The organism is Vibrio sp. SCSIO 43009, assembly GCF_023716525.1.
In the GTDB taxonomy this organism is placed as follows: Bacteria; Pseudomonadota; Gammaproteobacteria; order Enterobacterales; family Vibrionaceae; genus Vibrio; species Vibrio alginolyticus.
On sequence record NZ_CP071842.1, the window covers coordinates 2,221,423 to 2,245,676 of the forward strand.

Sequence of the window (24,254 nt, forward strand, 5' to 3'; positions counted from 1 at the left end):
CCTAGTAGGTCATGCACGCGGCATTCAATACGCCAACCGAAACAGAAACTGCTGCTAATACAATACCGGCTGGCAGTTCATCTTTTTCGATACGCTCTGCCACTTTCGGAAGTAAAATAAAGCGTACAATTGCAAATGCAATAATTTGAGCAAGCATTGCAACAACGCCCCATACCATAAAATCGACGATATTGACTGAGTTTTTTGCCGCCCCCGAAATCGCGAGACAGTAACCAAGGAAGGCCCCACTTAGCGCAATCGCTGCTGCTGTATTTTGTTTTTCTTTGATCAGATGCCACTCATCGTATGGCGTCAACTTGACGTAGATGAACTTAAACGCCAATACAAAAATAATAGAAACAGAGAAATAGAGTAAAAAGTTTGGGAAGCCTGCTAACAGGCCAGCAATCATGTGCATTATTGTTCCTTGTTCATTTCTTTCCAGGCAAAATCTTCAATACGTTCATCTGCAATGTAAAACAGCTTGGTACTCGCGGGTACTTCAGCATCTAAATCTGGGTTGAGTTGAATACCATCGCCAATATCAAAAGCAATCAGCGTGGCATGATGGCGTCTTTTGAGAAAAACGAAGAGATTCTCAATAGTGGTGGCAGACTGACCCTCGGGATAAATAACTGAGTATTGCGTCATACCTCGTGTTGAAGCCAAAAGCTCCTGATGAAGCGCACTTGAGCCCGGGTCAACCGCCGCTTTTGCCAACATTTCTGCGCCAACAGCAGGTATGCATTCCGCTTTCGGGCAATGCTGACTTAGAAGTCGGCCTAGCGCTTCATCTTTAAAGTAAGCGACCAAATGAGCGGAAGGGTTTACAGATGCGCAGTATAGAGCGGCTGACAAGGTAATGTCGTCCGAGAGATTATCCACAATAATGCAAGCGGCTTCGGCAATATTGGCGTTTTTCATTTCTTGCGAATCGGTATAACTGGTCACTTTGATAAAACTGATTTCGCCAGGTAACGGGTTCTCTATTTCTGAACGGCTGCATAAAACAATCGGACGCTTTCCCTCTTCTTCATGTTGTAACATGCGAATAAGGTGCATCGTTCTCGATCCATTCCAGCCCAACAATACAATATGGTTTTCCACTCTTACTCTCCGTTTTCCTAAAATACCCGCTCGCCAATAGTCCATCGCTGCTCCAGCGACACGCCCCAATAATGCGGCGAATAAGCTCAAACCGCCGGGGATTACAAATAGCACGACAACCCATTTACCCAAATCTGTTACTGGAGAATGGTCGCCATAACCCACCGTACTCGCCGTAACCATGAGGTAATAGATAAAGTTAGCGAAACTGTCTGTTAATGCGGTTTCACCAGCGAGAACCAGCAGCCACCATGAAAGGCTCACATATAAGCCACTAAAGATGAGAAGGCTTCGGTTGCTCAATTTAAAAAGGTGTGAACTAAGCCACTTTTTAACTACTAACCACACCGCCATAAATTTATGACCTCGATATTCATTGATTGCATCAATAGTAACTCATTGATAGTAAGACACAAAAAAACCAGCCATATTCGGCTGGTTTTTGAGATTTACTTTCAGTTACGCCTACTTTTTAAGCATTACCTTTCACTTGCATATTTAGCTGCTCAGCAAAATCTAGCATGCGGTTAAGTGGTATAAGGGATTTAACACGCAGTTCTTCGTCAACAAAAATCTCGTGCTCTTTACCACCTTCACTAAGCGCTTTCTCAATTGCTTTCAAACCGTTCATTGCCATCCAAGGACAGTGTGCACAGCTGCGGCATGTTGCGCCTGCACCTGCGGTTGGTGCTTCGATAAGTTCTTTTTCTGGCACTAGTTGCTGCATTTTAAAGAAAATACCTTTGTCTGTCGCAACGATCATTTGTTTGTGAGGAAGCTCTTTCGCTGCTTTGATCAGCTGACTCGTTGATCCAACGGCATCGGCAAGTTCTACGACGCTTGCTGGTGACTCAGGGTGAACCAAAATAGCCGCATCTGGATACACGCTCTTCATTTTTCGTAACGCATCAGCAGAGAACTCATCATGAACCACACACTCACCCTGCCAAAGCAGCATATCTGCGCCAGTTTTGTTAGCGATGTACGATCCTAGGTGACGGTCTGGTCCCCAAATAATTGGCTTATCTTCAGCGTCTAAGTGTTCCACGATTTCAAGCGCAATACTCGATGTAACGACCCAGTCGGCACGGGCTTTAACCGCTGCTGAGGTGTTTGCGTAAACTACAACCGTATGATCAGGGTGAGCATCACAAAACTCGCTGAACTTATCCGCAGGACAGCCAAGGTCGAGCGAACATTCCGCTTCCAACGTTGGCATTAGAATGCGCTTTTCTGGTGTCAGAATTTTGGCCGACTCGCCCATAAAGCGAACACCACCAATAATCAATGTACTTGCAGGGTGACGATTACCAAACTTCGCCATTTCCAACGAGTCACCAACAAACCCGCCAGTGTCTTCAGCTAGGGCTTGAATCTCAGGGTCGGTATAGTAGTGCGCGATAAGTACCGCATCTTTTTCTTTGAGTAACTTTTTAATACGCTCAATGTAAGATGCTTTTTCTTCTTCGCTTAATGGAACTGGTTTCGGTGGGAATGGGTAAACAGTGTCGATTTTATCTAATATATGGCTCATTGCTCTTGCTCTACGCAACTTCCTTTAATCCGAGTATTGTAACCTCGTTAATTTTCAAAAACCAACTTGTCGCGGGGATTTCTAGCGGTCTAGCCGTATATCTTTGTTACAGGTAGCATTTCCGAGTAGCGAAATTCGGTGCAACACAAGGTCAGAGGCTCTGCATCATTGCTATCGACTTAGCCGTTCTGCACCAACAGAAAATGGAAAAGAAAAAGGAAGCCGAAGCTTCCTTTTCAAAACATAACGTCTTACAGCTTAGAGCTGGCAAGTTTTGCAGATGCACTACCTGGGTATTCATCAACCACTTGTTGGTAGTACTTTTTCGCTTGAGCTGCATTGTTATTACGCTCAGCGATTTCGCCTAATTTAAGCAACGCATCGGCTCGCTTATTGGAGTCTTTGTAAGACACCACAGCGGCAAAACTTTTCACTGCATCCTCATCCTGCTTTTTAGCGAAGTACAACTGACCTAGCCAGTAGTGAGAATTCGCTGAATATGTAGAATCAGGATAATCTTTCTGGAACTGCTGGAACGCTGCAATTGCGCCAGTGTAGTCACGTTTCTTGAGGATGAGGTCGACTGCATTTTGGTATGCCGTTTGCTCATCAACATTTGGTGTGTACTGACCACCTGTTTTAGCCGGTTTCGCTTCTTGCGCAGGCGCGGATTTTATCTCTCCACGAACACGATCCAGCTCGACAAACAACTCACGTTGACGTTGCAACATTTGTTTCATTTCGTAGCTATTTCGCTCTAATTGACCACGCAATTCACTGATCTCTTGCGACATTTGGTCAATTTGCTGTTGCATTTGGAGCTGAACGCGATTGCGGTTTTGGAGCAAACGTTCTAGACGCTCTACTTCCGTTTCAGATGAACGGCTCTTAGAGACGGATGATGTGCTGTTGAGATCAGATACTGGAGCTGGTGCAGCGAACGCAAAGTTCGCTGCACTTGCCAGTAACGTAAGCGCAACAGCGCGCTTAGTGTTACTGAACATGAGGATTACCTCGAATTAGTATACTAGAACCGCGCGACGGTTCTTAGCGTAAACTTCATCTGATTGACCTAGAAGAAGTGGCTTCTCTTCACCGTAGCTAACGATTGAGATTTGGTCAGCTTGAACACCTAGTGCTTGTAGGTAGTTCGCTACTGCTTGTGCACGACGCTCACCTAGAGCAATGTTGTACTCAGGTGTACCGCGCTCATCAGCGTGACCTTCGATAGTTACGTTAAGTGCTGGGTTCTTGCTTAGGTAAGAAGCGTGAGCCGCTAGCATCTCTTCGTAATCTGCTGCAATTGTTGAGTTGTCAAAAGCAAAGTAGATTGTTTGAGTTTCACGTAGCGCTTGCTCTTTTAGCTCTTGCTCTGTCAACTGACCGCTTTGATCAATTGGCGTAGCTACTGTTGTTTCCACTGCGCCATTGTTGTTTGTTGCTGCACCAGTGTTAGAAGCAGCGTCGTCGCTTGAACTACACGCTGTAACAGCCATTACAGGAAGCGCGATTAGTAGCCCTTTTAGAACCTTGTTCAGTTGCATCTTATTTTCCTTTATTAATCAAACTTATTACTACAAAAACGGTGACCATGCAGGCGCTCGAACACGCCCATTTGTTGCCGGTAATCTAGCTTTGAATCGACCATCAATTGACACCATCGATAGTACGTTTTTCTTGTTGTAAATCGAGCTATACACAACCATGCCACCGTTTGGGGCAATACTAGGAGACTCATCAAGCAAGGTCTTAGTTAAGACTTGAAGAGCACCAGTTTCCAAATCTTGTTTCGCCAAATTAAATCCTGCGTTGCTGCGGTTCACCATAACTAGGAATCGCCCATCAGGAGTAATCTGACCACCCAAATTTTGGCTGCCTTGCCAAGTCAAACGGTCAATAGAACCGCTGCCCAAATTTACTTGATAAATCTGTGGTTTACCACCCCTATCCGATGTGAAAATCAACGATTTTCCATCCGGATGCCAGAACGGTTCCGTATTATTTGATCTGCCACGCGTAATTTGCGTCAGTTTACGAGTGTTAAGGTCAAACGTATAAACATGAAGCGAGCCTGTTTTAGAAAGAACAATCGCTAACTTATTGCCATCAGGCGAAAATCTTGGTGCACCATTGTGACGTGGGTATGAAGTAATTTTCTCACGTTCACCGGTGTAGATGTTCATTATGAAGATTTCTGCTTGGCCATTTTGGAAGCTAACATACGCAAGCTTTTTACCATCTGGTGACCACGCTGGTGACATTAATGGTTGCTTAGAGCGTAAAACCAGACGCTCATTGTAGCCATCGTAATCAGCGACTCGAAGTTGGTAAGGGAAACGGTCTTTATCGTTCACTACCACATATGCGATACGAGTCATGAAAGCGCCACGGTCGCCAGTCAACTGCTCATACACCAAATCAGAGATACGGTGAGCGTACTCACGCATACGAGGCCCTTGAACAGTGGCTACTTTATTGAACAGCACATGATCTTTTGACAGAACCAATTCACCGTCACTACCAAGCGCCTTACTCTTCCCACCCGTTAACTGACCACGCACAATATCAACAAGTTGATAGTTGATAACGTAGTCACCTTGGTCGTTTTGCTTGATTGAACCAGTCAATAGCGCATCCACGCCTAAATTGGTCCAAGCATCAAAATTAACTTCTGATTCACTGAACGGTGTTTGTGGCATTTTGCTCGTTGGAACTGGGCTAAATTTACCACTACGTTGTAAATCCGAGGCGATAACAGCAGAAACATCCGTTGGAAGCGCTTGTGTGCCCTCCCACTTAAACGGAACAACAGCAATTGGTCGTGCTGAATCAATACCATCGGTAATGACCAACTCTAATGCGGCATTCGCCACATTTGTCATACTGCTAAACAGTACAAACATTCCTAGTAAAAGGCGTCTAATCACGTCTTATTCCTTTTAGTCCAAAGCAACAGTTATGTTGATGTCTTTTAGTCTTTCATTGACCGCTGATTCTGAAGATTTAGGGAACGTCCCTACCTGAGCTATTGCTCGCTTCGCCGCAGCACATACTCGAGTATCACCACTCAAAACGGTAACACCAGAGACCATCATATCAGTTCCTGTCGGAATCAATTTGATGTTTACCCTACACTCCTTTCCCAGCAAGTAGTCATCCTTAATCAGCTTTTGCTGAATATTTTGAGTATAGATGGATGACATACGAGAAAGTTCGTCGTCAATAAATTGATTGCGCGCAGCACTGTTTTTACTGACCTCATCCTCGAGACCCGCAAAAATATCATCTAACGCGGCTTCTTGAGCTTTACGCTCACGCTCGGCACGCTCAGCTGCTTCTCTCGCTTTACGCTCTCGCTCCGCTGCCTCTTTTGCCGCTTTCTCTTTTGCAATGCGCTCTTGTTCAGCTTTTTCAGCAGCTTCACGCTCACGACGTGCTTTTTCTTCCGCTTCTTTTGCTGCTTTTTCACGAGCTAAACGTTCTTGCTCAGCTTTTGCTATAGCCGCTTCTTTTGCTAAACGCTCCTGCTCAGCTTTACGCACGGCTTCTTCTTTTGCCTTGCGCTCTTTTTCTAGCTTAGCAGCTCGCTCTTTTTCTTTGCGAACACGTTCTTCTTCCTGCTTGCGCTCTTGCTCTTTTTTCTTACGTGCAGCTTCTGCTTCTCGTGCCGCTTGAGCATCTTTCGCTTGCTGCTCTTTCAACTTGCGAATTTGCTCTTCTTCAGCTTTGCGGTTTTTTTCTAGCTGCTCTGCTTCGCGTCTCAGTTTATCAAGACGCTCTTGTTCTTTTTTCGCTGCCTTTTCGCGTTGCTGGCGAATTTCTTTCGCTTGTTGCTGCACAAGTTTTGGATCGATGACAACAGCTTGAACCATTTGCCCTGTAGGCTCTGGTTTAGACATGTTGAAGTCCGTCCCCCAAAGCAGGGCTGCAACTAGAATTGCATGCAAACCAACCGATATTGCTATCGGTTTGGCGTATTGGTTGGGTTTCTTCTTGTGATCTTTCATAGATAATTGATGTCTATTCCCTGATATCGGTCATTAGACCTACCTTAGGGATACCAGCTCGACTTAGTTCATCTAGCAATAGAACAACATCGGCATATGGTGTTGCCGCGTCGCCACCTACCGCAACTGGTGAATCCGGCTTAACCTCTCGCTCCGCTTTCACTCGCACAATAACATCTTGCAACGACAAACCTCGCTGAACTTCTTCATCATTTACGCTTAGGCCTAAATTACCCTCGCTATCAATTTCGATGATAATAAAGCTACTGTCAGTCTCGCCAGCAAGGTCTTGCATAGATTCTGCGGTCGATGTTTTCGGAAGATCAACGTCGACGCCTTGAGTCACAAATGGAGCGGTCGCCATAAAAATGATCAACAGTACGAGCATTACGTCGATATACGGAACAACGTTGATCTCCGCTGTCATTTTTCGCTTTTTAGGTTGATAACCCGCCATGCTTTATTCCTTATCCGCGCTGTCTCGGCCAGCCATCGCTTGACGATGAAGGATGCTGTGGAATTCTTCAGAAAATGTTGCGTAAGTGTGCTCTAGTTTACTCACTTTATTGCTTAGGCGGTTGTACGCCATTACTGCCGGAATAGCCGCAAATAGCCCCATCGCTGTCGCGATAAGTGCCTCGGCGATACCCGGTGCAACCATAGACAACGTAGCTTGCTTTACTTCACCCAGCGCAATAAAGGCGTGCATGATGCCCCAAACGGTACCAAATAGGCCGATATAAGGGCTTATAGAACCGACTGTTGCCAAAAACGGTAAGCTTGTTTCTAGCTCATCTACTTCACGAGAAACAGCAACGCGCATTGCGCGGCCAGTGCCTTCCATGATGTAAGCTGGTGAATTTGCGTTGCTCTTACGTAGGCGAGCAAACTCTGTAAAACCTGCGTAGAAGATTTCTTCTGTGCCTTCAATTTCGTCTTTACGCGCTTTTACTTTTTGGTAAAGCTGAGAAAGATCAGTACCCGACCAAAATTTGTCTTCAAACTGCTCTGCATTTTTTGATGCTTGAGAAAGCACTTTGCTGCGCTTGATGATCATTGCCCATGACACAATTGACATGCCAAGCAACGTCAGCATCACAAGCTTTACCAACAGACTGGCCTGAAGAAAGAGATCTAAAATGGAAATATCAGCAGTCACTATTTGTTAGCTCCGAATTTATAAAGGTTGGAATAGCTATTGGTTTCATTTTCTTATTATCGATACATGCTACCTTAACCGAGGCCTTGCACAATATCTTGCCTTGATCATTGACCAACTCTTGACAGAATTGCAGAGAAGCACGTTTTATTTCTGACACTCGGGTTACGACTGTCAGATGCTCGTCCAGCCTAGCCCCTTGGTTGAAATCGATATCCATGTGTCGGACAACAAAGCCGATATTTTGTTCCAGTAACACATGTTGAGAAATGCCTTTAGCACGTAACATCTCTGTCCGTGCGCGCTCAAAGAATTTTAGATAATTAGAATGATATACAACACCGCCCGCATCAGTGTCTTCATAGTACACGGTGATCGGCCAGTGAAAGAGATTTGATGTGCCTTGCAAGGGAGTACCAATATATTCAATTCTTTAAAGTAATTACTATAACTGAAGCGACAGCAATTGGTACCGAGCTAAGGAAATATTTTTGAAATTTGTAGAAAAAATAAAAGCTAGGCGAGATACCTAGCTTTTATTCGATGATTTAGTAACCGACTTTATTACAGCATATTTCAGCCTAAATGAAATAAAGTGCCGTTAGATAAATTAAGATAGCTAACGAGAAATAAGGACTAAACAAAACTTGCCAGTACCAGTTTCTTGGCTTGAAGCCCACCCCATACACCATGCTTGAACATACAGACCAAATCAGTGCTGGTGCGATGATTGAGTTAAAACCACCAATTGCTTGATGGTAAGCTTCAGGGTCCCACATCACCAATCCTACGTGCATAAAGCCAAGGATGAGAGATAAGACTCGTAGCAGAGTCTTATCCATTGGTGCGTGAAGTTTCGCTACCTTATCAGCGAGGTTACTCACTGTCTTTATCCATCATTTCTGAGTGCTCTAGCCAAAGAGCGTTGATGATACCGAATGCACAAGCAAGTAGTACACCTAGAATCCATGCGAAATACCACATAGTAAATGCTCCTTAGTAAAGTGAGTTTTTGTTGTCTTCAATGTACTGGTCATCAAGGCGACCAAACATCTTGTAGTAAGTCCAAGATGTGTAGCCAAGGATGATTGGCACCATAACAAACGCAACGCCTGTCATTAGGTTCAGAGTCAGCTCAGATGACGTTGCATCCCACATTGTTAAGCTGTGGCTTGGCATTAAGTCTGAAGGCATGATGAATGGGAACATCGCAAAACCTGCAGTAAAGATAACACCAGCAACACCCAAGCTTGAAGTAATGAACGAAATCGCACATTTTTCAAGACGAGATGCCAATACAGCGAGAAGCGGCATTGCAACACCTAGTACAGGAGCAGCCCATAGTAATGGGTAGTTTTCAAAATTCTTCATCCACGCACCAGCTTCACGGATAACCTCTTTGTTTAGAGGGTTAGAAGCTGCGTTAGTGTCGATACCGCCAACAATGACGTAGCCATCGATATTTTGGATCCAGAAACCAGCCGCTACAAACGTAGCAACCGTCAGTAAACCAGCCAACTGAGCAACGTTGCGCGCACGCACATGCACTTCGCCTGTTGTTTTCATTTGTAGCCAAGTAGAACCTTGCATCAAAATCATGAACAAGCTTACTAGACCACACAACAGTGCAAATGGGTTTAGTAGACCAAAGAATGAGCCATGGTATGTTGGCATCAAGAACTCACTCAATTGAAATGGTACACCTTGTAGAAGGTTGCCAAACGCTACACCAAAGATGATTGGCGGAACAAAACCACTGATTGAGATACAGATATCCCAGGTATTGCGCCATTTTGGATCTTCGATTTTAGAGCGGTAGTCTAGGCCCAGAGGACGAAGCCATAGCGCTGCTAGTGTCAAAATCATCGCTAAGTAGAAGCCTGAAAATGACGTTGCGTAAACCAAAGGCCAAGCTGCGAACAGTGCACCACCAGCAGTGATAAGCCAAACTTGGTTACCATCCCAGTGAGGAGCAATTGAGTTAATCATGACACGGCGTTGCGTGTCGTTTTTACCGATGATAGGTACAAGCGCGCCTACACCCATATCGAAACCGTCTGTTACTGCAAAACCAACTAGTAGAACACCGATTAGTACCCACCAGATGAGTCGCAAGATTTCGTAATCAAACATCTTGTTATCTCCTTACCTTACGCTTCTACTTGGCGACTAACTTTGTCTTCAACAGAGTCAGCATTTTGCTCGAAGTGGTAGCGACCCGTTTTCAGGCTACTTGGGCCTTTACGAGCGAATTTCAACATTAGGTAAACTTCTGCAATCAGGAATACCGTGTATAGCGCCAGAATTGCGAAGAGTGAAGTCCAGATTTCACCTGCAGTTAGCGCAGAAGCTGCAACATGCACTGGTAGAATTTCACCTACAGCCCAAGGCTGACGGCCGTACTCAGCGACGAACCAACCCGCTTCAATTGCAATCCAAGGTAGTGGAATGCTAAATAGTGCAGCTTTTAGAATCCATTGTTTCTGTTCAATCTTCTGACGACACGTTTGGATAAACGCCGCACCAAAGACAAACAACATGATGAAGCCACAAGCAACCATGATACGGAATGACCAGAATAGCGGCCATACTGTTGGGATTGAGTCGTCCGCAGCAGCTTGGATTTGCTCTTCTGTTGCATCAACAACATTGTCTGTGTAGCGCTTTAGAAGTAGACCGTAACCTAGGTCACCTTTCACTTCATCAAACGCAGTCATGTTTTCTTCTGACTTATCGCCCGCACGAAGCTTCTCTAGAAGTTCATAAGCGTACATGCCGTCACGAATACGATCGACGTGTTCATCACGTAAATCACGAAGACCTGTTACTTGCTCATCAAAAGAGCGTGTCGCGATAATACCCATTACGTAAGGGATCTTAATTGCGTAATCGGTATGCATCGTTTCCTGGTTAGGAACACCAAATAACGTAAATGCGGCAGGTGCAGGTTCAGTGTGCCACTCTGCTTCAATTGCAGCGAGTTTCACTTTTTGAACTTCACCAAGCTCGTAGCCAGATTCGTCACCAAGAACGATGGTAGATAAGATAGCTGCAATACCGAAAGAAGCAGCAATAGCAAACGAACGACGAGCAAACGCAATGTCACGACCTTTTAATAGGTAGTATGAACTGATGCCTAGAATAAACATTGCGCCACAAGTGTAACCAGAAGCAACCGTATGCACGAACTTAACCTGAGCAACTGGGTTTAGTACAACCTCAGAGAAGCTCACCATTTCCATTCGCATGGTTTCGAAGTTGAAATCTGCGCCTACTGGGTTTTGCATCCAGCCGTTTGCGATAAGAATCCAAAGAGCAGAGAAGTTAGAGCCTAGTGCCACAAGCCAGGTAACCGCTAAGTGTTGGCGTTTAGATAGACGATCCCACCCGAAGAAGAATAGACCAACAAAAGTTGACTCCAGGAAGAATGCGACAAGTGCTTCGATCGCTAGCGGTGCACCGAAGATATCACCTACATAGTGGGAGTAATAAGACCAGTTCGTACCAAACTGGAACTCCATGGTAAGGCCTGTCGCCACACCAAGTGCAAAGTTAATACCGAATAGCTTACCCCAGAACTTGGTCATGTCCTTATAGATTTGCTTGTTCGTCATTACGTACATCGATTCCATAATGGCCAGAAGGAAGGCCATACCAAGGGTCAATGGTACGAATAGGAAGTGATACATCGCTGTCAGTGCAAACTGCAACCGCGATAGATCAACTACGTCAATCATGGTAACTCCTATGTGTCGGCTGAATGACACTCTCTACATATTGCAATCCATATTCAGGTGTTATTTACACTTGAAAAATGTTGAATTATCACAACTCATTGTTGCAAAAATGTGCTTCATTGGTTAGTTAATTGTTAAGCATCAGCTAATATAGCTGGGGCTAATATTACTTGTAAAAACAGATTGTTTCAAAAGGTTTATAGCCGTAACGCGCTTTGATATACATCAATGTTTATGCGCGGAATTTGCACAAAAATCCATCACATTGATCTAGATCAACCAGTATTGGATACGGATGTTAAGAGAGAGTAATCAGGAGAGAAATTAACCAGTTGCAAGCAAACATCGAGTTAACAATCAATGCTTTTTACTTACTAAACCAGTATGAGAAAAAATTCAAAAAATGTGAGTTTGGTCAACTTTAATGAAGCGCTGGGCAACAAAGGCCCAGCGAGGGAATCTTATTTTTCAATTCCGAAATGCAAATACGCACGATCTGTCGCGATTCTTCCACGCGGAGTGCGTTGTAAATAACCTTGCTGAATAAGATAAGGCTCAAGAACGTCTTCAATAGTGTCCTTTTCTTCACCTATCGCCGCTGCCATGTTGTCGAGCCCGACCGGACCACCACCAAATTTTTCCATAATCGCGAGTAGTAGCTTACGGTCCATGTAATCGAAGCCTTCGGCGTCCACATCAAGCATATTCAACGCCTTATCAGCAACATCGGCACAAATGTGACCATTGCCTTTTACTTCCGCATAATCACGAACACGGCGTAGCAAACGGTTAGCAATACGTGGTGTGCCACGCGCACGTCTTGCCACTTCCAATGCACCTTCAGGTTCCATTGATAAACCTAAACAATCCGCGCTTCGCTGCACGATATCTTGGAGGTCTTTTATCTTATAAAACTCAAGGCGCTGAGTAATACCAAAGCGGTCGCGCAATGGTGACGTTAAAGAGCCCGCTCGGGTCGTCGCACCAATTAACGTAAATGGTGGTAAATCGATCTTAATAGAACGAGCGGCCGGACCTTCACCGATCATAATATCCAGTTGATAATCTTCCATCGCCGGATATAGCACCTCTTCAACCATCGGACTCAAGCGGTGAATCTCATCGATGAACAACACATCGTTTTCTTCAAGGTTGGTTAACAGCGCGGCCAAATCGCCTGCTTTCTCAAGTACAGGGCCTGAAGTAGTGCGAATGTTCACTTCCATTTCATTGGCAACGATATTCGCAAGTGTGGTTTTACCCAAACCTGGGGGACCAAAAATCAAAAGGTGATCAAGTGCTTCGCTACGTAACTGAGCAGCTTTAATGAAGATCTCCATTTGGTCACGGACATGGTCCTGACCTTGGTAATCCGCTAATTTTTTTGGCCGAATAGCACGGTCAATGACATCTTCATCACGAAAGGCAGGGTTTTCTGGCGCGATTAAACGATCGGCTTCAATCATCTTTTTACCTTGAAAAATGGTTACCTGAGAGAATAATGCCGCTCGTTTAACAGCAAGTGGCATATTTCTATATCTCGTCATCCTGTACAGCGACGAAGGAGCGTGATACAGGATCTTCTATCCGAGCGGTTTATGGTCAAATTGTTTCATTAACCGCTCAGCGTGCTGCTATTAGATTCCCAGTCTCGCTAGGCTCGCTGGAATGACACAAAAAACATCGTTAAGCGATTGGCATTAACCTTAGAGAATGAGTTATCTTGAACAAATGCTCACTGTGAAACCAGCGTTACACCATTGATTTTAGAGCTTCACGGATCATTTGCTCACTGCTCATGTCCGGTTTAGCAATTTGAGACACCACTTTCGATGCTTGAGTCGGCTTGTAACCCAAAGCTAGAAGTGCGCTAATTGCCTCTTCTTCCGCGTTGTTGGATGTCGCACCAGAATCCGCAGGAGCAGCATCCGTAAATGGTGTAAATAGATCGCCAGCGCCCCACCCTTTCAATCGGTCTTTCATTTCAACAACCAATCGCTCTGCGGTTTTCTTGCCAACGCCTGGAAGCTTAACCAGCGTAGAAACGTCTTCATGTTCCACACAAGTAACAAATTGCGTTGCTGTCATACCAGAGAGAATACCAAGACCGAGTTTAGGACCAACGCCATTGGCTTTGATCACTTCACGGAAAAGTGCTCGTTCTTTTACTGTGTTGAAACCGTATAGCAATTGTGCATCTTCACGGACGACAAAGTGAGTATAAATAATGGCTTCTTCGCCAACATTTGGCAGCTCGTAAAAACAGCTCATTGGCATCTGGACTTCATAACCAATGCCATTAACTTCAATTAATACTTCAGGTGGTTGTTTTTCAATCAGTGTGCCACGAAGACGTCCAATCACTATAAATACTCTTTGGAAATGAATTTGCGACAGGATAATAAAGAACTGGATAGACATCCAGTTAATTTTAACGGTAGCGCCCTTTTCTGGCACTGGTTGCTTTGCCCGCTAACGCAACGAGAGTCTTGTTAGTATTGGCATGACAAATCGCCACACCTAAAGCATCGGCTGCATCCGCTTGAGGCTTGGCGGGCAATTTAAGCATCTGCTGAACCATATGCTGAACTTGCGCTTTGTCCGCGCCACCAGTGCCGACGACAGCTTGCTTAATAAGACGAGCCGCGTATTCAAATACCGGCAACTCCGCATTCACCGCAGCAACAATTGCACTGCCACGAGCTTGGCCAAGTTTTAGCGCTGAATCCGCGTTTTTGGCCATAAACACTTGCTCGATCGCGAAAACGTCCGGTTGAAACTGGGTAATGATTTCCGTGACGCCTGCATAAATCTGTTTAAGCCGACCCGGAAGTTCTTTTTCTGAAGTACGAATGCAGCCACTACCAAGGTATTGCAAGTGGCGTCCATTTTGACGAATGACCCCATAGCCGGTAATGCGCGAACCTGGGTCGATGCCCAAAATAATTGACATGAATGTTCCTAAAAATGAGGCCTAATTCGGCCTCAGTCTTTTTATTATTACTTGCTAACTTCGGAGCAAATACCGCTCCCGACACCTTGAGTTTAATCTAGCGTAGCCGCAACGTCGTCAGAGATATCACCATTGTGATAAACCTCTTGAACGTCGTCCAGATCTTCCAAAGCGTCAATCAAACGAAGTAGTTTTGGCGCAGTATCCGCGTCCAAATCTGCTTTCGTAGATGGGATCAGCGACACCTCCGCGTTCTCTGCCTCAAAACCTGCGGCATCAAGGGCATCTTTTACGAGTCCAAAGTCGCCTGGGGCCGTGTAGACATCAATCGAGCCATCTTCTGCCGTTTCAATGTCATCAGCACCACTTTCTAATGCCACTTCCATTACCGCATCCTCATCTAAACCTGGGCCATATGAAATCACGCCTTTCTTGTCGAAAAGATAGTTGACGCTACCATCCGTCCCCAGATTACCGCCTGACTTTGAGAATGCATGGCGTACGCCAGATACCGTACGATTTCGGTTATCCGTCATACATTCAACCATGACCGCCGTACCACCTGGACCATAACCTTCATAGATCACGGTTTCCATGTTGTCGTCGCCTTCACCACCAGCACCTCGGCTGACAGCGCGGTTGACAGTGTCACGTGTCATGTTGTTAGACAGTGCTTTATCAATTGCTGCTCGCAAACGTGGGTTATTTTCTGGCTCACCGCCCCCCTCTTTTGCCGCAACAACGATTTCACGGATTAATTTAGTAAAAATTTTGCCGCGCTTCGCATCTTGCGCTGCTTTACGGTGACGAATATTCGCCCATTTACTATGACCAGCCATAATTCACCTTTTAATGTATTTTGACGCTTAATAACAAAACATGTTCTAAAAGCGTTGCTTGGGAAATTGCTTTGGAAGTTTCTTGGGTTTATTTAAACAAAAACTCCCGCAGTTGCGGGAGTTTTCTTCAAATGTTGTGCGCTTATTCTGCGTCTTTTTCTTTCGCTGCAGTTACTGCGATTGCTAGCTCTTCTAGCGCTGCTGGGTTAGCAATACTTGGTGCGTCTGTTAGTAGACACGCCGCTGCTGTTGTTTTAGGGAACGCGATAACATCACGGATGTTCTCTGTGCCACATAGCAGCATTACTAGACGGTCTAGACCAAATGCAAGACCAGCATGTGGAGGCGTACCGAATTTCAGCGCATCAAGCAGGAAGCCGAACTTAAGCTGTTGCTCTTCAGGTGTGATACCTAGAATATCAAATACGGCTTCTTGCATATCTGCGTTGTGGATACGAACAGAGCCGCCGCCCACTTCGTAGCCATTTAGAACCATATCGTAAGCGTTAGAATTTGCCGCAGCAGGGTTTGCTTTTAGCTCTTCCGCAGTCACACCTAGAGGCGATGTGAATGGGTGGTGCATCGCGTGTAGGTTGCCTTCGTCATCTTCTTCGAACATCGGGAAGTCAACCACCCATAATGGAGCCCAAGCAGATTCATCCGTTAGCTCTAGGTCTTTACCTAGTTTCAAACGTAGCGCACCCATTGCTTCTGCAACGATACCCGCTTTATCAGCGCCAAATAGGATAATGTCACCAGATTCCGCTTGAGTACGATCTAGAATGCCGTTGATCACGTCTTCATTTAGGAACTTAGCGACTGGAGATTGGATACCTTCCATGCCCGCTGCACGGTCATTAACCTTCATCCAAGCTAGACCTTTCGCACCGTAGATGCCAACGAATTCACCGTAGCCATCAATTTGCTTACGAGTCAAAGATGCACCACCTGGAACGCGAATAACGGCAACGCGGCCTTTTTCGTCGTTTGCTGGACCTGAGAATACTTTGAACTCAACATCTTTCACTAGGTCAGCAACGTCTACTAGTTCCAGTGGGTTACGTAGGTCTGGCTTGTCCGAACCGAAACGACGAATCGCTTCGCTGAACGGCATTACTGGGAATTCACCTAGGTCAACATTTAGTAGCTCTTGCCACATTTCACGAACCATTTTCTCAGTCGTTGCACGAACTTGGTCAGCCGTCATGAATGACGTTTCGATATCGATCTGAGTGAATTCTGGTTGACGGTCAGCACGCAAGTCTTCATCACGGAAACACTTAACGATTTGGTAGTAACGGTCAAAACCAGACATCATTAGAAGCTGTTTGAATAGCTGTGGAGACTGAGGAAGCGCGTAGAAGCTGCCTTTGTGAACACGGCTAGGTACTAGGTAGTCACGAGCGCCTTCTGGTGTCGCTTTTGTTAGTACTGGTGTTTCAATGTCTAGGAAGCCGTTGTCATCTAGGAAACGACGAACAAAGCTAGACGCTTTAGCTCGTAGCTTGATGCGGTCGCTCATTTCTGGACGACGTAGATCTAGGTAACGGTACTTCAGGCGCTGCTCTTCAGAGTTCTTTTGGTTGAAGTCTAGAGGTAGAACATCAGAACGGTTGATGATTTCAAGACCTTTCGCAAGGATCTCAACTTCACCTGTTGCCATGTCTTTGTTTGCTTGGCTCTCTGGGCGAACGCGCACTTCACCCGTTAGTTTGATACAGAATTCATTACGAAGTGTGTTCGCCACTTCATACGCATCCGCCATATCTGGATCAACAACTACCTGAACGATACCTTCGCGATCTCGCATATCAATAAAAATAAGACCGCCTAAATCACGACGACGGTTAACCCAGCCGCAAAGTTCTACAGTTTGTCCTGCAAGGGACTTGTTCAGGTGACCACAGTAATGGGTACGCATAATGAAATTCCCAATCTCTCAAATGTTGTTAACTACGCTCTGTCAGCCTCATTGCTAAGCAGAGTAAAGATTCAGTTATACGCTGAATGTCCACGAAAATCGACTACTCAACATACAATTACGTGTGTTTTATCATTCACTGGTGCTTTTTAGTACAACAAATGTTCAAAAGCGCACCAAAGCGAAAAAATTGGGGAGGATTATAGCGTGAAATTACCTATTTCAGCAAAACTCTCGTAAAGTATTCACACGAGTAGCAAGCAGTAAAGAATAATGGATAACTTACCTCTTCGACTTGGATTGACGATGTGGTCGCACAATCAATGGCAACAAAGTTTTTACGGCAGCGGGACAAAGCCCGCTGAACGTTTAGAAAGGTATGCGCAAGTGTTTCATACCGTGGAAGGCAACACGACATTTTATGCCACACCGACGCTCAATACAGTGCAAAACTGGAGAGCCGCAACCCACGATGATTTTCGCTTTACTTTCAAACTTCCTAAAGCCATCACTCATGAGCAAATGCTAAGAGGTTGCAGCGAACAACTGAGAGACTTCATGAAAGTCATGGAGCCTTTGCATGACCGTGTGGGCCAATGGACAATTCAATTGCCAGCCGCATTTGGTCCTGAACACCTTGTTCGACTGAAAAAGTTCTGTGCGAGCTTTCCACCTAACTTCCCTCTCGGTGTTGAGGTTCGCCATATGGCATTTTTCTCCAAAGGCGAAGAAGAGCGAGCACTTAACCAATGGTTAGTAGAGAATAATATTGACCGCATTATTATGGATAGCCGCCCAGTCTTTGCCGCTAAGCCCGACAATGAGGCGATTATTGATGCACAAATGAAAAAACCACGAGTCCCTGTTCACGCCATTGCTACCGCTTCACATCCTTTGATTCGCTTTATTGGTCATCCAGAAGAACAGCAAAACTACGAGTTTTTTAAACCATGGCTCAGCAAGTTGCCACAATGGATTGCCGAAGGTAAGCAGCCATATGTCATGATCCATACTGCAGACAATATAATTGCGCCAGAGTTGGCTGCAAACCTATATAAAGACATACAAAAGCGTATCACGCTCCCTGAGTTAGCGCCTTTCCCAGCTGACGATGGTAACTCGCAGTTACAGATGTTCTAACGCAACACATGACAGAGGCGCGAAATTCCCATAAAATACGCGCCTTTTTTGGTGCCTGACATTTTCAGGCGGCTTGTATGCAGAGACTTAGTTATGAACCCTAAGAGCAATCCAGATACTATTTTTTCGGCTCCAATCGATAAAATTGGGGATTTCACGTTCGATGAACGCGTAGCGGAAGTATTTCCTGACATGATTCAACGATCGGTACCGGGTTACAGCAATATCATTTCTGCAATCGGTATGCTGGCAGAGCGTTTTGTAAAACCTCACTCAAACATCTATGACCTTGGCTGTTCTTTGGGTGCTGCAACATTGTCTATGCGTCGCCATATCAAACAAAAAGGTTGCCAAATCATCGCAGTGGACAACTCTCCTGCGATGGTTGAGCGTTGTAAACTTCACGTCAACGCTTACCGCAGTGACACTCCTGTGGATGTAGTAGAAGCAGACATTCGCAATATCGAAATTGAAAACGCGTCAGTGGTGGTGTTGAACTTCACTTTGCAATTCCTCTCTCCAGAAGATCGTTACTCCTTGCTCGAGAAAATTTACGCAGGCCTGCGTCCAGGCGGCATTTTGATTCTATCGGAGAAGTTCGTCTTCGAAGATGAAGTGTCGAACGAACTGTTAATTGACCTTCACCACGACTTTAAACGTGCGAATGGTTATAGCGAACTAGAAATCAGCCAAAAGCGTAGCGCGATAGAAAACGTAATGCGCCCAGATTCAAAGAAAGAACATAAAGAGCGTTTCGCTAAAATTGGCTTTTCTAGCTATGACGTTTGGTTCCAATGCTTTAACTTCGGCTCCATGTTCGCGATTAAATAGACCATGCATACCAAGCCTGAACCATACCGATTTCGGCTTTTGTTAATAATTTATACCCATCAACTCAGCGATTGACTAACTATGTTTAACTTTGCAAATTTCTACCAATTGATTGCCCAAGACACTCGTCTTCAACCTTGGCTTAATGTGCTTCCGCAACAGCTAACGGATTGGCAAAATGCAGAGCACGGTGACTTTGGTCGCTGGTTGAAAGCCCTGAACAAAATCCCAGCGGGTAGACCGGACAACATCGACATTGTTGATTCTGTCACGATTTCAAACAATGAGCCCATGCCTCAAGGGGAACTTAAAAAGCTAGAAAGCTTACTTCGTACATTCCATCCTTGGCGCAAAGGCCCATACAACGTACACGGCATCCATATTGATACTGAGTGGCGCAGTGATTGGAAATGGGACCGCGTGCTTCCGCATATTTCACCATTAAAAAATCGCAGCGTACTCGATGTAGGTTGTGGTAACGGCTACCACATGTGGCGCATGCTAGGCGAAGGTGCACGCTTAACTGTCGGTATCGATCCATCTCACCTGTTTCTAATTCAGTTCGAAGCAATTCGTAAACTAATGGGCGATGACCAACGTGCACACCTATTGCCATTGGGTATTGAACAACTACCTAAGTTAGAAGCGTTCGATACGGTATTCAGCATGGGCGTGCTTTACCATCGCCGCTCGCCTCTCGATCATTTAGTGCAACTAAAAGATCAATTGGTATCTGGTGGTGAACTCGTATTGGAAACACTCGTGATTGAAGGTGATGAGAATGCAGTACTGGTCCCGACTTCTCGTTACGCGCAAATGCGTAATGTCTATTTCTTCCCTTCAGCAAAAGCCCTAAAAGTGTGGTTAGAATTGGTCGGTTTTGAAGATGTTCGTATCGTTGATGAAAACATCACATCCGTAGATGAACAACGTACCACAGATTGGATGACGCATAACTCTCTACCTGACTACTTAGATCCGAACGACCCAAGCAAGACTGTAGAAGGCTACCCTGCCCCTCGCCGCGCGGTTCTTGTCGCTCGCAAATCATAATTCGCTGAGATTCCTGACATTGTCTTAACTCATTTTACGAGTTAAGACATTACCCTCTTTCCTCGTAATGAGCGAGTTTGATTTTTGAATCCATTTTTCACGTCAAAATATAAGCACGCTCTAAATAAGGATGCGCTTTTATGTCCTTGATTTTTGGCTTTTCATCACTATTCCTCAAACAATAAGTAATAGAGAAACATTCTTACTTGTGAGGCTTTATCGATATAAGCTAAACTCCTAAAAAATAAACAACTTAATCCAATCCCAAGGTTTTCAATGTTATTACGATTGACCCCGATTGTTGCCATCGCCTTACTATCTGGATGCTCACTAACCAAAGGCGAACAGTACCACCAAGAAACGTTAGCGGCGATTCAAAATTCAGAAGCGAATGTCAATAATCGCATTACCAACCTAGAGCTACAGCTCAGCAACCAATCGGACTATATCGACAGCCTTGAAGAACAAGTCGATAAACTACAGGTTGAACTTCTTACATTTCGCGATGAAGCAATGGCAGAAGTAAAAAAACCGAAAGAGCCGATTATTGTCCAATCTCCCGCTCCTGTGGAACCAACCCCAACTCACGATATTGTCCTTGGCTCTATCGAAAAGGTCACTGTAGAGTCGATTAAGCAAACTTTTGATGCACGTATCGACACTGGTGCCGCGACGTCGTCTTTAAATGCCGTTGATATTGAAGAGTTCGAAAGAAATGGCAAAAAATGGGTCCGATTCCACTTAGCAGACACCAGTAAATCCGAAGAAGAGAAAAGTACTTGGATCGAAGCTCCTGTCATTCGCTACGTCAAAATCCGCCAGGTTACCAGTGAAGAGTTAGAACGCCGCGCTGTGGTAGAACTTTGGGTGCGCGTTGGAAAAATTCATGAAAAAGCGCAATTTACGTTGGCAGATCGCTCACATATGAACCATCCTATTTTACTGGGTAGAGAATTTATGCGCGACATAGCACTTGTCGATGTAAGTCGTACCTATATCCAAACGGACGAAGATAAAAAATAATAAGGTAGATTATGACGTCAAAAATACCGTTTTACCTTTCTATCATCTTATTGGTGATTGCGGGCATTGCTCTGAGTGTTTTCAGACATGAAAACTACGGCGTGCCTTGGACGCCAGGCGAAACTCGCCAGGTATGGGATGTAGAAGCTCGTATTGAGTTCAATGCTAACGGCAACGAAGTAAAAGCGTCACTTGCAGCACCTCATACACAAAGTGGTTACACACTTATCGGTGAATCTGCTTCCTCATCAGGTTATGGCGTTTCCTACATCAATGACGATTCAGGCCGTCGTGCAGAATGGTCAATTCGCCAAGCTCAAGGGCCACAAACCATATACTACAAAGCCCAGTTCTTAGTAGACCCTCAGGCTAAAGTCACTCCTTTACCGCCAACGGAAGACATTACGCCACCAACGCTATCAGCACCACAAGCAGCAGCGGCAAATGCCCTTATCGAACGTGCGATGAGTCGCTCAGCCGATAATGTGACGTTTACTCGTGAGCTTATCAAAGCGCTTAATGACCCAGATAGCCAAAACTCGTCGCTACTACTGAACGATTTCAGCCGTACTGATGCACTGCATAATATTTTGCTTACCGCAGGTATACAAAGCAAAACCGTCGGTGTTATCGAACTAGAAGATGGTCGTCGACGCCAAACAATTCAACCAATGGTTCAGGTTTGGTCAGGTAAAGATTGGGTACTGTTTTCGCCAAAATCCGAACAAAAAGCAGTGAAACCCAACTTGTTAGTGTGGGATGAATCAAACGTATCCTTACTTGACCTTGTTGGTGGTAAAAATAGCCAAGTGCATTTCTCGATGATTAAGCAAGAAATGACACCACAACAAGCTACAAACAACAAAATAGAAGCAGATGGATTACTGAATATTTCAATTCATAGCCTACCTTTGGAAGAGCAAGCGATGTTCAAAACCATCATGCTCATCCCTATTGGTGCTCTGATCGTTGTGTTCTTGCGTGTGATTATCGGCCTGAAAACATCCGGTACCTTTATGCCTGTGTTGATTGCCGTTGCTTTTGTTCAAACTCAACTATTAACGGGTATTGTCGGTTTCTTGCTAATTGTAGGTACAGGCCTGATTATTCGAAGCTATTTGTCTAGGTTGAACTTATTGCTGGTAGCAAGGATATCTGCGGTCATTATTACCGTTATTATGATCATCTCGGTGTTCACCGTTGTTGCGTTTAAAATGGGCTTAACAGAAGGCCTAACAATTACCTTCTTCCCTATGATCATCTTGTCTTGGACGATTGAACGTATGTCAATCCTATGGGAAGAAGAAGGTGCGAAGGAAGTTGCTCTGCAAGGTGGTGGTTCATTGCTGACAGCGGTATTAGTTTACCTTGCAATGACGAACTCATACATTCAACACTTAACCTTTAACTTCATTGGTCTACAGTTGATTGTTCTGGCCGGTATTCTATTACTAGGTACTTACACAGGTTACCGCCTCACTGAGCTACGACGCTTCAAACCACTAGCGGAGGACTAAACGATGTTCGAAAGTTTTACTTCGCCGTCTAAGCTTCGCCATAAAGGCATTATGGGGATGAACAAGCGTAACCACAGCTATATTGGCCGTTACAATGATCGTTCTAAATACCCACTTGTCGATGACAAGCTAAAGACCAAAATTATTGCACAGGCAGCAGGAGCAACAGTTCCTGCCCTGATCGGTGTCATTCATAACCAAGCTGAAGTTAAGACTATCCACAAAATGGTTGAGAACTGGCCTGGTTTTGTAATCAAACCTGCACAAGGTAGTGGCGGTAAAGGCATTCTGGTTGTTACGTCTCACAAAAACGGGGTATATACCAAACCCTCCGGCTCTACAATTGGTAGGGATGAGGTCGAGCGTCACATTAGTAATGCGCTTGCTGGCCTTTTCTCTCTTGGTGGTAAAAATGACGTTGCTGTGGTTGAAAACTTAATCAAGTTTGATGACTGTTTTGATGGCTTCAGTTATGAAGGCGTACCAGATGTTCGGATCATCGTATTTAAAGGTTATCCAGTTATGGCGATGATGCGCTGTTCTACAGCGGCTTCCGACGGCAAAGCAAACCTTCACCAAGGTGCGGTAGGAGTAGGCATTGACATCGCGACAGGTAAAGCCGTCAGAGCGGTGCAGTTCGATCATCCAGTGACTCATCACCCTGATACAGGTAAAGACCTTTCGACCCTTCAAGTACCGCATTGGGAGCGCTTGCTGGAGCTTGCGTCAAGTGCCTGGGAAATGACAGGTTTGGGATACATGGGTACGGATATGGTGCTGGATAAAGATGAAGGGCCTATGGTTTTAGAGCTTAACGCTCGCCCTGGTCTGGCAATCCAAATCGCTAATGGTGCAGGCTTGCTTCCTCGTTTGAAACACATAGAGAGCCTTGGCACACCTGCTGAGTATCCAAAACCGATTGAACGCGTCGCTTACGCGGCAGAGCAGTTCGGTGTGAAGCCGTTGTTCTAACCCTTCGACATAATGTTCGTTATTACTCGCCAGTAATTGTCATGATTACTGGCGTTTTTGTTCCCGCATCCAAAAACCTTGCACTTGCTCTCCTTATTAAACACATCCTTCTCATATATAAGTTGAATCAATGATCGAGCTAACAAAATCAACATAGATCGTTTCTTTTCTACTTTGCCTTTTGAGTATGATGAGAGCTCCCCTTACTCAACTTGAGAGGTTGAGAAATGCTAATAAAAGAAACAAATAATGATGAACCAGAGCTTGAAGAACAAGAGAGCTTAGACCAACACCTACAACGCTTGTCTGAGCTTTCTGTCCAAGCACTTGAAGAGCTTGCTGAAATGATCGAAGTCAGGGACGATATTCCAGAGGAATAAACGTAGCTTCCTCATTAAGTTCCGCTAATAAGCCGAGACTCCCGTCCTACAGTCTCGGCTTGTCTTATGTTGTTCGAAGCC

At 45.0% G+C, this 24,254-nt stretch carries 26 protein-coding genes; 7 read left to right on the plus strand and 19 right to left on the minus strand.

Features of this window, described 5'->3' with window-relative positions:
• Window position 1: 1 nt before the first annotated feature.
• The 19 genes from J4N43_RS10305 to aspS form a co-directional block, all read right to left on the minus strand.
• A complete protein-coding gene (locus J4N43_RS10305) occupies window positions 2-418 on the minus strand; it encodes a DUF350 domain-containing protein (RefSeq protein WP_005378281.1) in 417 nt (138 codons plus the stop codon).
• Complete coding sequence (locus tag J4N43_RS10310) at window positions 418-1,461, minus strand: potassium channel family protein (RefSeq protein WP_017635053.1); 1,044 nt, start codon at window positions 1,459-1,461, stop codon at window positions 418-420. The genes J4N43_RS10305 and J4N43_RS10310 overlap by 1 nt, the downstream gene beginning before the upstream one ends.
• Window positions 1,462-1,579: 118 nt before the next feature.
• On the minus strand, window positions 1,580-2,641 hold the full coding sequence (nadA, locus tag J4N43_RS10315) for a quinolinate synthase NadA (RefSeq protein WP_017635054.1): 1,062 nt from the start codon (window positions 2,639-2,641) through the stop codon (window positions 1,580-1,582).
• A 251-nt stretch (window positions 2,642-2,892) separates the two neighbouring features.
• The gene (gene ybgF / locus J4N43_RS10320) at window positions 2,893-3,645 is read right to left on the minus strand and encodes a tol-pal system protein YbgF (RefSeq protein ID WP_005387926.1); all 753 of its coding nucleotides are present in this window, start codon (window positions 3,643-3,645) and stop codon (window positions 2,893-2,895) included.
• Between the two features lie 15 nt (window positions 3,646-3,660).
• Window positions 3,661-4,185: a peptidoglycan-associated lipoprotein Pal gene (gene pal, locus J4N43_RS10325; RefSeq protein ID WP_005378293.1), complete on the minus strand. Its 525-nt coding sequence runs from the start codon at window positions 4,183-4,185 to the stop codon at window positions 3,661-3,663.
• 30 nt (window positions 4,186-4,215) lie between these two features.
• A complete protein-coding gene (gene tolB / locus J4N43_RS10330) occupies window positions 4,216-5,568 on the minus strand; it encodes a Tol-Pal system beta propeller repeat protein TolB (RefSeq protein WP_005387925.1) in 1,353 nt (450 codons plus the stop codon).
• A gap of 12 nt (window positions 5,569-5,580) precedes the next feature.
• Window positions 5,581-6,648 carry a cell envelope integrity protein TolA gene (gene tolA / locus J4N43_RS10335; RefSeq protein ID WP_017820045.1) on the minus strand — a complete coding sequence of 356 codons (1,068 nt, stop codon included), beginning with the start codon at window positions 6,646-6,648 and terminating at the stop codon, window positions 5,581-5,583.
• Window positions 6,649-6,661: 13 nt separating this feature from the next.
• The gene (locus J4N43_RS10340) at window positions 6,662-7,105 is read right to left on the minus strand and encodes an ExbD/TolR family protein (RefSeq protein WP_005378298.1); all 444 of its coding nucleotides are present in this window, start codon (window positions 7,103-7,105) and stop codon (window positions 6,662-6,664) included.
• A gap of 3 nt (window positions 7,106-7,108) precedes the next feature.
• Entirely contained in the window at window positions 7,109-7,807 is a 699-nt protein-coding gene (gene tolQ / locus J4N43_RS10345; protein ID WP_005378301.1) for a protein TolQ, read from the minus strand.
• Complete coding sequence (gene ybgC / locus J4N43_RS10350; protein ID WP_017820044.1) at window positions 7,797-8,216, minus strand: tol-pal system-associated acyl-CoA thioesterase; 420 nt, start codon at window positions 8,214-8,216, stop codon at window positions 7,797-7,799. Before ybgC ends, tolQ begins: the two co-directional genes overlap by 11 nt.
• Window positions 8,217-8,388: 172 nt before the next feature.
• Complete coding sequence (gene ybgE, locus J4N43_RS10355) at window positions 8,389-8,691, minus strand: cyd operon protein YbgE (protein ID WP_005378304.1); 303 nt, start codon at window positions 8,689-8,691, stop codon at window positions 8,389-8,391.
• Entirely contained in the window at window positions 8,684-8,791 is a 108-nt protein-coding gene (gene cydX, locus J4N43_RS10360; protein WP_000270284.1) for a cytochrome bd-I oxidase subunit CydX, read from the minus strand. The genes ybgE and cydX overlap by 8 nt, the downstream gene beginning before the upstream one ends.
• A gap of 12 nt (window positions 8,792-8,803) precedes the next feature.
• Window positions 8,804-9,940, minus strand: coding sequence for a cytochrome d ubiquinol oxidase subunit II (gene cydB, locus J4N43_RS10365; protein WP_053349444.1), 1,137 nt, complete (start codon window positions 9,938-9,940; stop codon window positions 8,804-8,806).
• Between the two features lie 17 nt (window positions 9,941-9,957).
• The gene (gene cydA, locus J4N43_RS10370; RefSeq protein WP_005378311.1) at window positions 9,958-11,544 is read right to left on the minus strand and encodes a cytochrome ubiquinol oxidase subunit I; all 1,587 of its coding nucleotides are present in this window, start codon (window positions 11,542-11,544) and stop codon (window positions 9,958-9,960) included.
• A 461-nt stretch (window positions 11,545-12,005) separates the two neighbouring features.
• On the minus strand, window positions 12,006-13,010 hold the full coding sequence (gene ruvB, locus J4N43_RS10375; RefSeq protein WP_005378312.1) for a Holliday junction branch migration DNA helicase RuvB: 1,005 nt from the start codon (window positions 13,008-13,010) through the stop codon (window positions 12,006-12,008).
• Window positions 13,011-13,296: 286 nt separating this feature from the next.
• On the minus strand, window positions 13,297-13,908 hold the full coding sequence (gene ruvA, locus J4N43_RS10380; RefSeq protein ID WP_012841979.1) for a Holliday junction branch migration protein RuvA: 612 nt from the start codon (window positions 13,906-13,908) through the stop codon (window positions 13,297-13,299).
• 67 nt (window positions 13,909-13,975) lie between these two features.
• Window positions 13,976-14,497: a crossover junction endodeoxyribonuclease RuvC gene (gene ruvC, locus J4N43_RS10385; protein ID WP_005387909.1), complete on the minus strand. Its 522-nt coding sequence runs from the start codon at window positions 14,495-14,497 to the stop codon at window positions 13,976-13,978.
• A gap of 92 nt (window positions 14,498-14,589) precedes the next feature.
• Window positions 14,590-15,336, minus strand: coding sequence for a YebC/PmpR family DNA-binding transcriptional regulator (locus J4N43_RS10390; RefSeq protein ID WP_005378402.1), 747 nt, complete (start codon window positions 15,334-15,336; stop codon window positions 14,590-14,592).
• Between the two features lie 142 nt (window positions 15,337-15,478).
• A complete protein-coding gene (gene aspS, locus J4N43_RS10395) occupies window positions 15,479-17,257 on the minus strand; it encodes an aspartate--tRNA ligase (RefSeq protein WP_005378401.1) in 1,779 nt (592 codons plus the stop codon).
• 273 nt (window positions 17,258-17,530) lie between these two features.
• On the opposite strand from aspS, the gene J4N43_RS10400 reads away from it, so the two are divergent.
• The 7 genes from J4N43_RS10400 to J4N43_RS10430 all read left to right on the plus strand — a co-directional run bounded on the left by J4N43_RS10400 (window position 17,531) and on the right by J4N43_RS10430 (window position 24,173).
• Window positions 17,531-18,397: a DUF72 domain-containing protein gene (locus J4N43_RS10400; RefSeq protein ID WP_053349443.1), complete on the plus strand. Its 867-nt coding sequence runs from the start codon at window positions 17,531-17,533 to the stop codon at window positions 18,395-18,397.
• A gap of 93 nt (window positions 18,398-18,490) precedes the next feature.
• Window positions 18,491-19,228 (plus strand): carboxy-S-adenosyl-L-methionine synthase CmoA, encoded by a 738-nt coding sequence (gene cmoA, locus J4N43_RS10405; protein ID WP_053349442.1) that lies wholly within the window; start codon window positions 18,491-18,493, stop codon window positions 19,226-19,228.
• 81 nt (window positions 19,229-19,309) lie between these two features.
• Window positions 19,310-20,281 carry a tRNA 5-methoxyuridine(34)/uridine 5-oxyacetic acid(34) synthase CmoB gene (cmoB, locus tag J4N43_RS10410; RefSeq protein ID WP_017820038.1) on the plus strand — a complete coding sequence of 324 codons (972 nt, stop codon included), beginning with the start codon at window positions 19,310-19,312 and terminating at the stop codon, window positions 20,279-20,281.
• Between the two features lie 276 nt (window positions 20,282-20,557).
• Window positions 20,558-21,304, plus strand: coding sequence for an ATP-dependent zinc protease family protein (locus tag J4N43_RS10415; protein WP_005378391.1), 747 nt, complete (start codon window positions 20,558-20,560; stop codon window positions 21,302-21,304).
• An 11-nt stretch (window positions 21,305-21,315) separates the two neighbouring features.
• The gene (locus J4N43_RS10420; RefSeq protein WP_005378389.1) at window positions 21,316-22,821 is read left to right on the plus strand and encodes an inactive transglutaminase family protein; all 1,506 of its coding nucleotides are present in this window, start codon (window positions 21,316-21,318) and stop codon (window positions 22,819-22,821) included.
• A gap of 3 nt (window positions 22,822-22,824) precedes the next feature.
• Window positions 22,825-23,793 (plus strand): alpha-L-glutamate ligase-like protein, encoded by a 969-nt coding sequence (locus J4N43_RS10425; protein ID WP_005378387.1) that lies wholly within the window; start codon window positions 22,825-22,827, stop codon window positions 23,791-23,793.
• Between the two features lie 227 nt (window positions 23,794-24,020).
• Complete coding sequence (locus J4N43_RS10430) at window positions 24,021-24,173, plus strand: hypothetical protein (RefSeq protein ID WP_005378381.1); 153 nt, start codon at window positions 24,021-24,023, stop codon at window positions 24,171-24,173.
• Window positions 24,174-24,254 lie beyond the last annotated feature (81 nt).

Bases quoted from the DNA above. Each gene is read 5' to 3' on its own strand.
- J4N43_RS10305 (WP_005378281.1), bottom strand. From the start codon at position 418: ATGCACATGATTGCTGGCCTGTTAGCAGGCTTCCCAAACTTTTTACTC.
- J4N43_RS10310 (WP_017635053.1), bottom strand. From the start codon at position 1,461: ATGGCGGTGTGGTTAGTAGTTAAAAAGTGGCTTAGTTCACACCTTTTT.
- nadA (WP_017635054.1), bottom strand. From the start codon at position 2,641: ATGAGCCATATATTAGATAAAATCGACACTGTTTACCCATTCCCACCG.
- ybgF (WP_005387926.1), bottom strand. From the start codon at position 3,645: ATGTTCAGTAACACTAAGCGCGCTGTTGCGCTTACGTTACTGGCAAGT.
- pal (WP_005378293.1), bottom strand. From the start codon at position 4,185: ATGCAACTGAACAAGGTTCTAAAAGGGCTACTAATCGCGCTTCCTGTA.
- tolA (WP_017820045.1), bottom strand. From the start codon at position 6,648: ATGAAAGATCACAAGAAGAAACCCAACCAATACGCCAAACCGATAGCA.
- J4N43_RS10340 (WP_005378298.1), bottom strand. From the start codon at position 7,105: ATGGCGGGTTATCAACCTAAAAAGCGAAAAATGACAGCGGAGATCAAC.
- cydX (WP_000270284.1), bottom strand. From the start codon at position 8,791: ATGTGGTATTTCGCATGGATTCTAGGTGTACTACTTGCTTGTGCATTC.
- cydB (WP_053349444.1), bottom strand. From the start codon at position 9,940: ATGTTTGATTACGAAATCTTGCGACTCATCTGGTGGGTACTAATCGGT.
- cydA (WP_005378311.1), bottom strand. From the start codon at position 11,544: ATGATTGACGTAGTTGATCTATCGCGGTTGCAGTTTGCACTGACAGCG.
- ruvB (WP_005378312.1), bottom strand. From the start codon at position 13,010: ATGATTGAAGCCGATCGTTTAATCGCGCCAGAAAACCCTGCCTTTCGT.
- ruvC (WP_005387909.1), bottom strand. From the start codon at position 14,497: ATGTCAATTATTTTGGGCATCGACCCAGGTTCGCGCATTACCGGCTAT.
- J4N43_RS10390 (WP_005378402.1), bottom strand. From the start codon at position 15,336: ATGGCTGGTCATAGTAAATGGGCGAATATTCGTCACCGTAAAGCAGCG.
- aspS (WP_005378401.1), bottom strand. From the start codon at position 17,257: ATGCGTACCCATTACTGTGGTCACCTGAACAAGTCCCTTGCAGGACAA.
- J4N43_RS10400 (WP_053349443.1), top strand. From the start codon at position 17,531: ATGGATAACTTACCTCTTCGACTTGGATTGACGATGTGGTCGCACAAT.
- cmoA (WP_053349442.1), top strand. From the start codon at position 18,491: ATGAACCCTAAGAGCAATCCAGATACTATTTTTTCGGCTCCAATCGAT.
- cmoB (WP_017820038.1), top strand. From the start codon at position 19,310: ATGTTTAACTTTGCAAATTTCTACCAATTGATTGCCCAAGACACTCGT.
- J4N43_RS10415 (WP_005378391.1), top strand. From the start codon at position 20,558: ATGTTATTACGATTGACCCCGATTGTTGCCATCGCCTTACTATCTGGA.
- J4N43_RS10420 (WP_005378389.1), top strand. From the start codon at position 21,316: ATGACGTCAAAAATACCGTTTTACCTTTCTATCATCTTATTGGTGATT.
- J4N43_RS10425 (WP_005378387.1), top strand. From the start codon at position 22,825: ATGTTCGAAAGTTTTACTTCGCCGTCTAAGCTTCGCCATAAAGGCATT.
- J4N43_RS10430 (WP_005378381.1), top strand. From the start codon at position 24,021: ATGCTAATAAAAGAAACAAATAATGATGAACCAGAGCTTGAAGAACAA.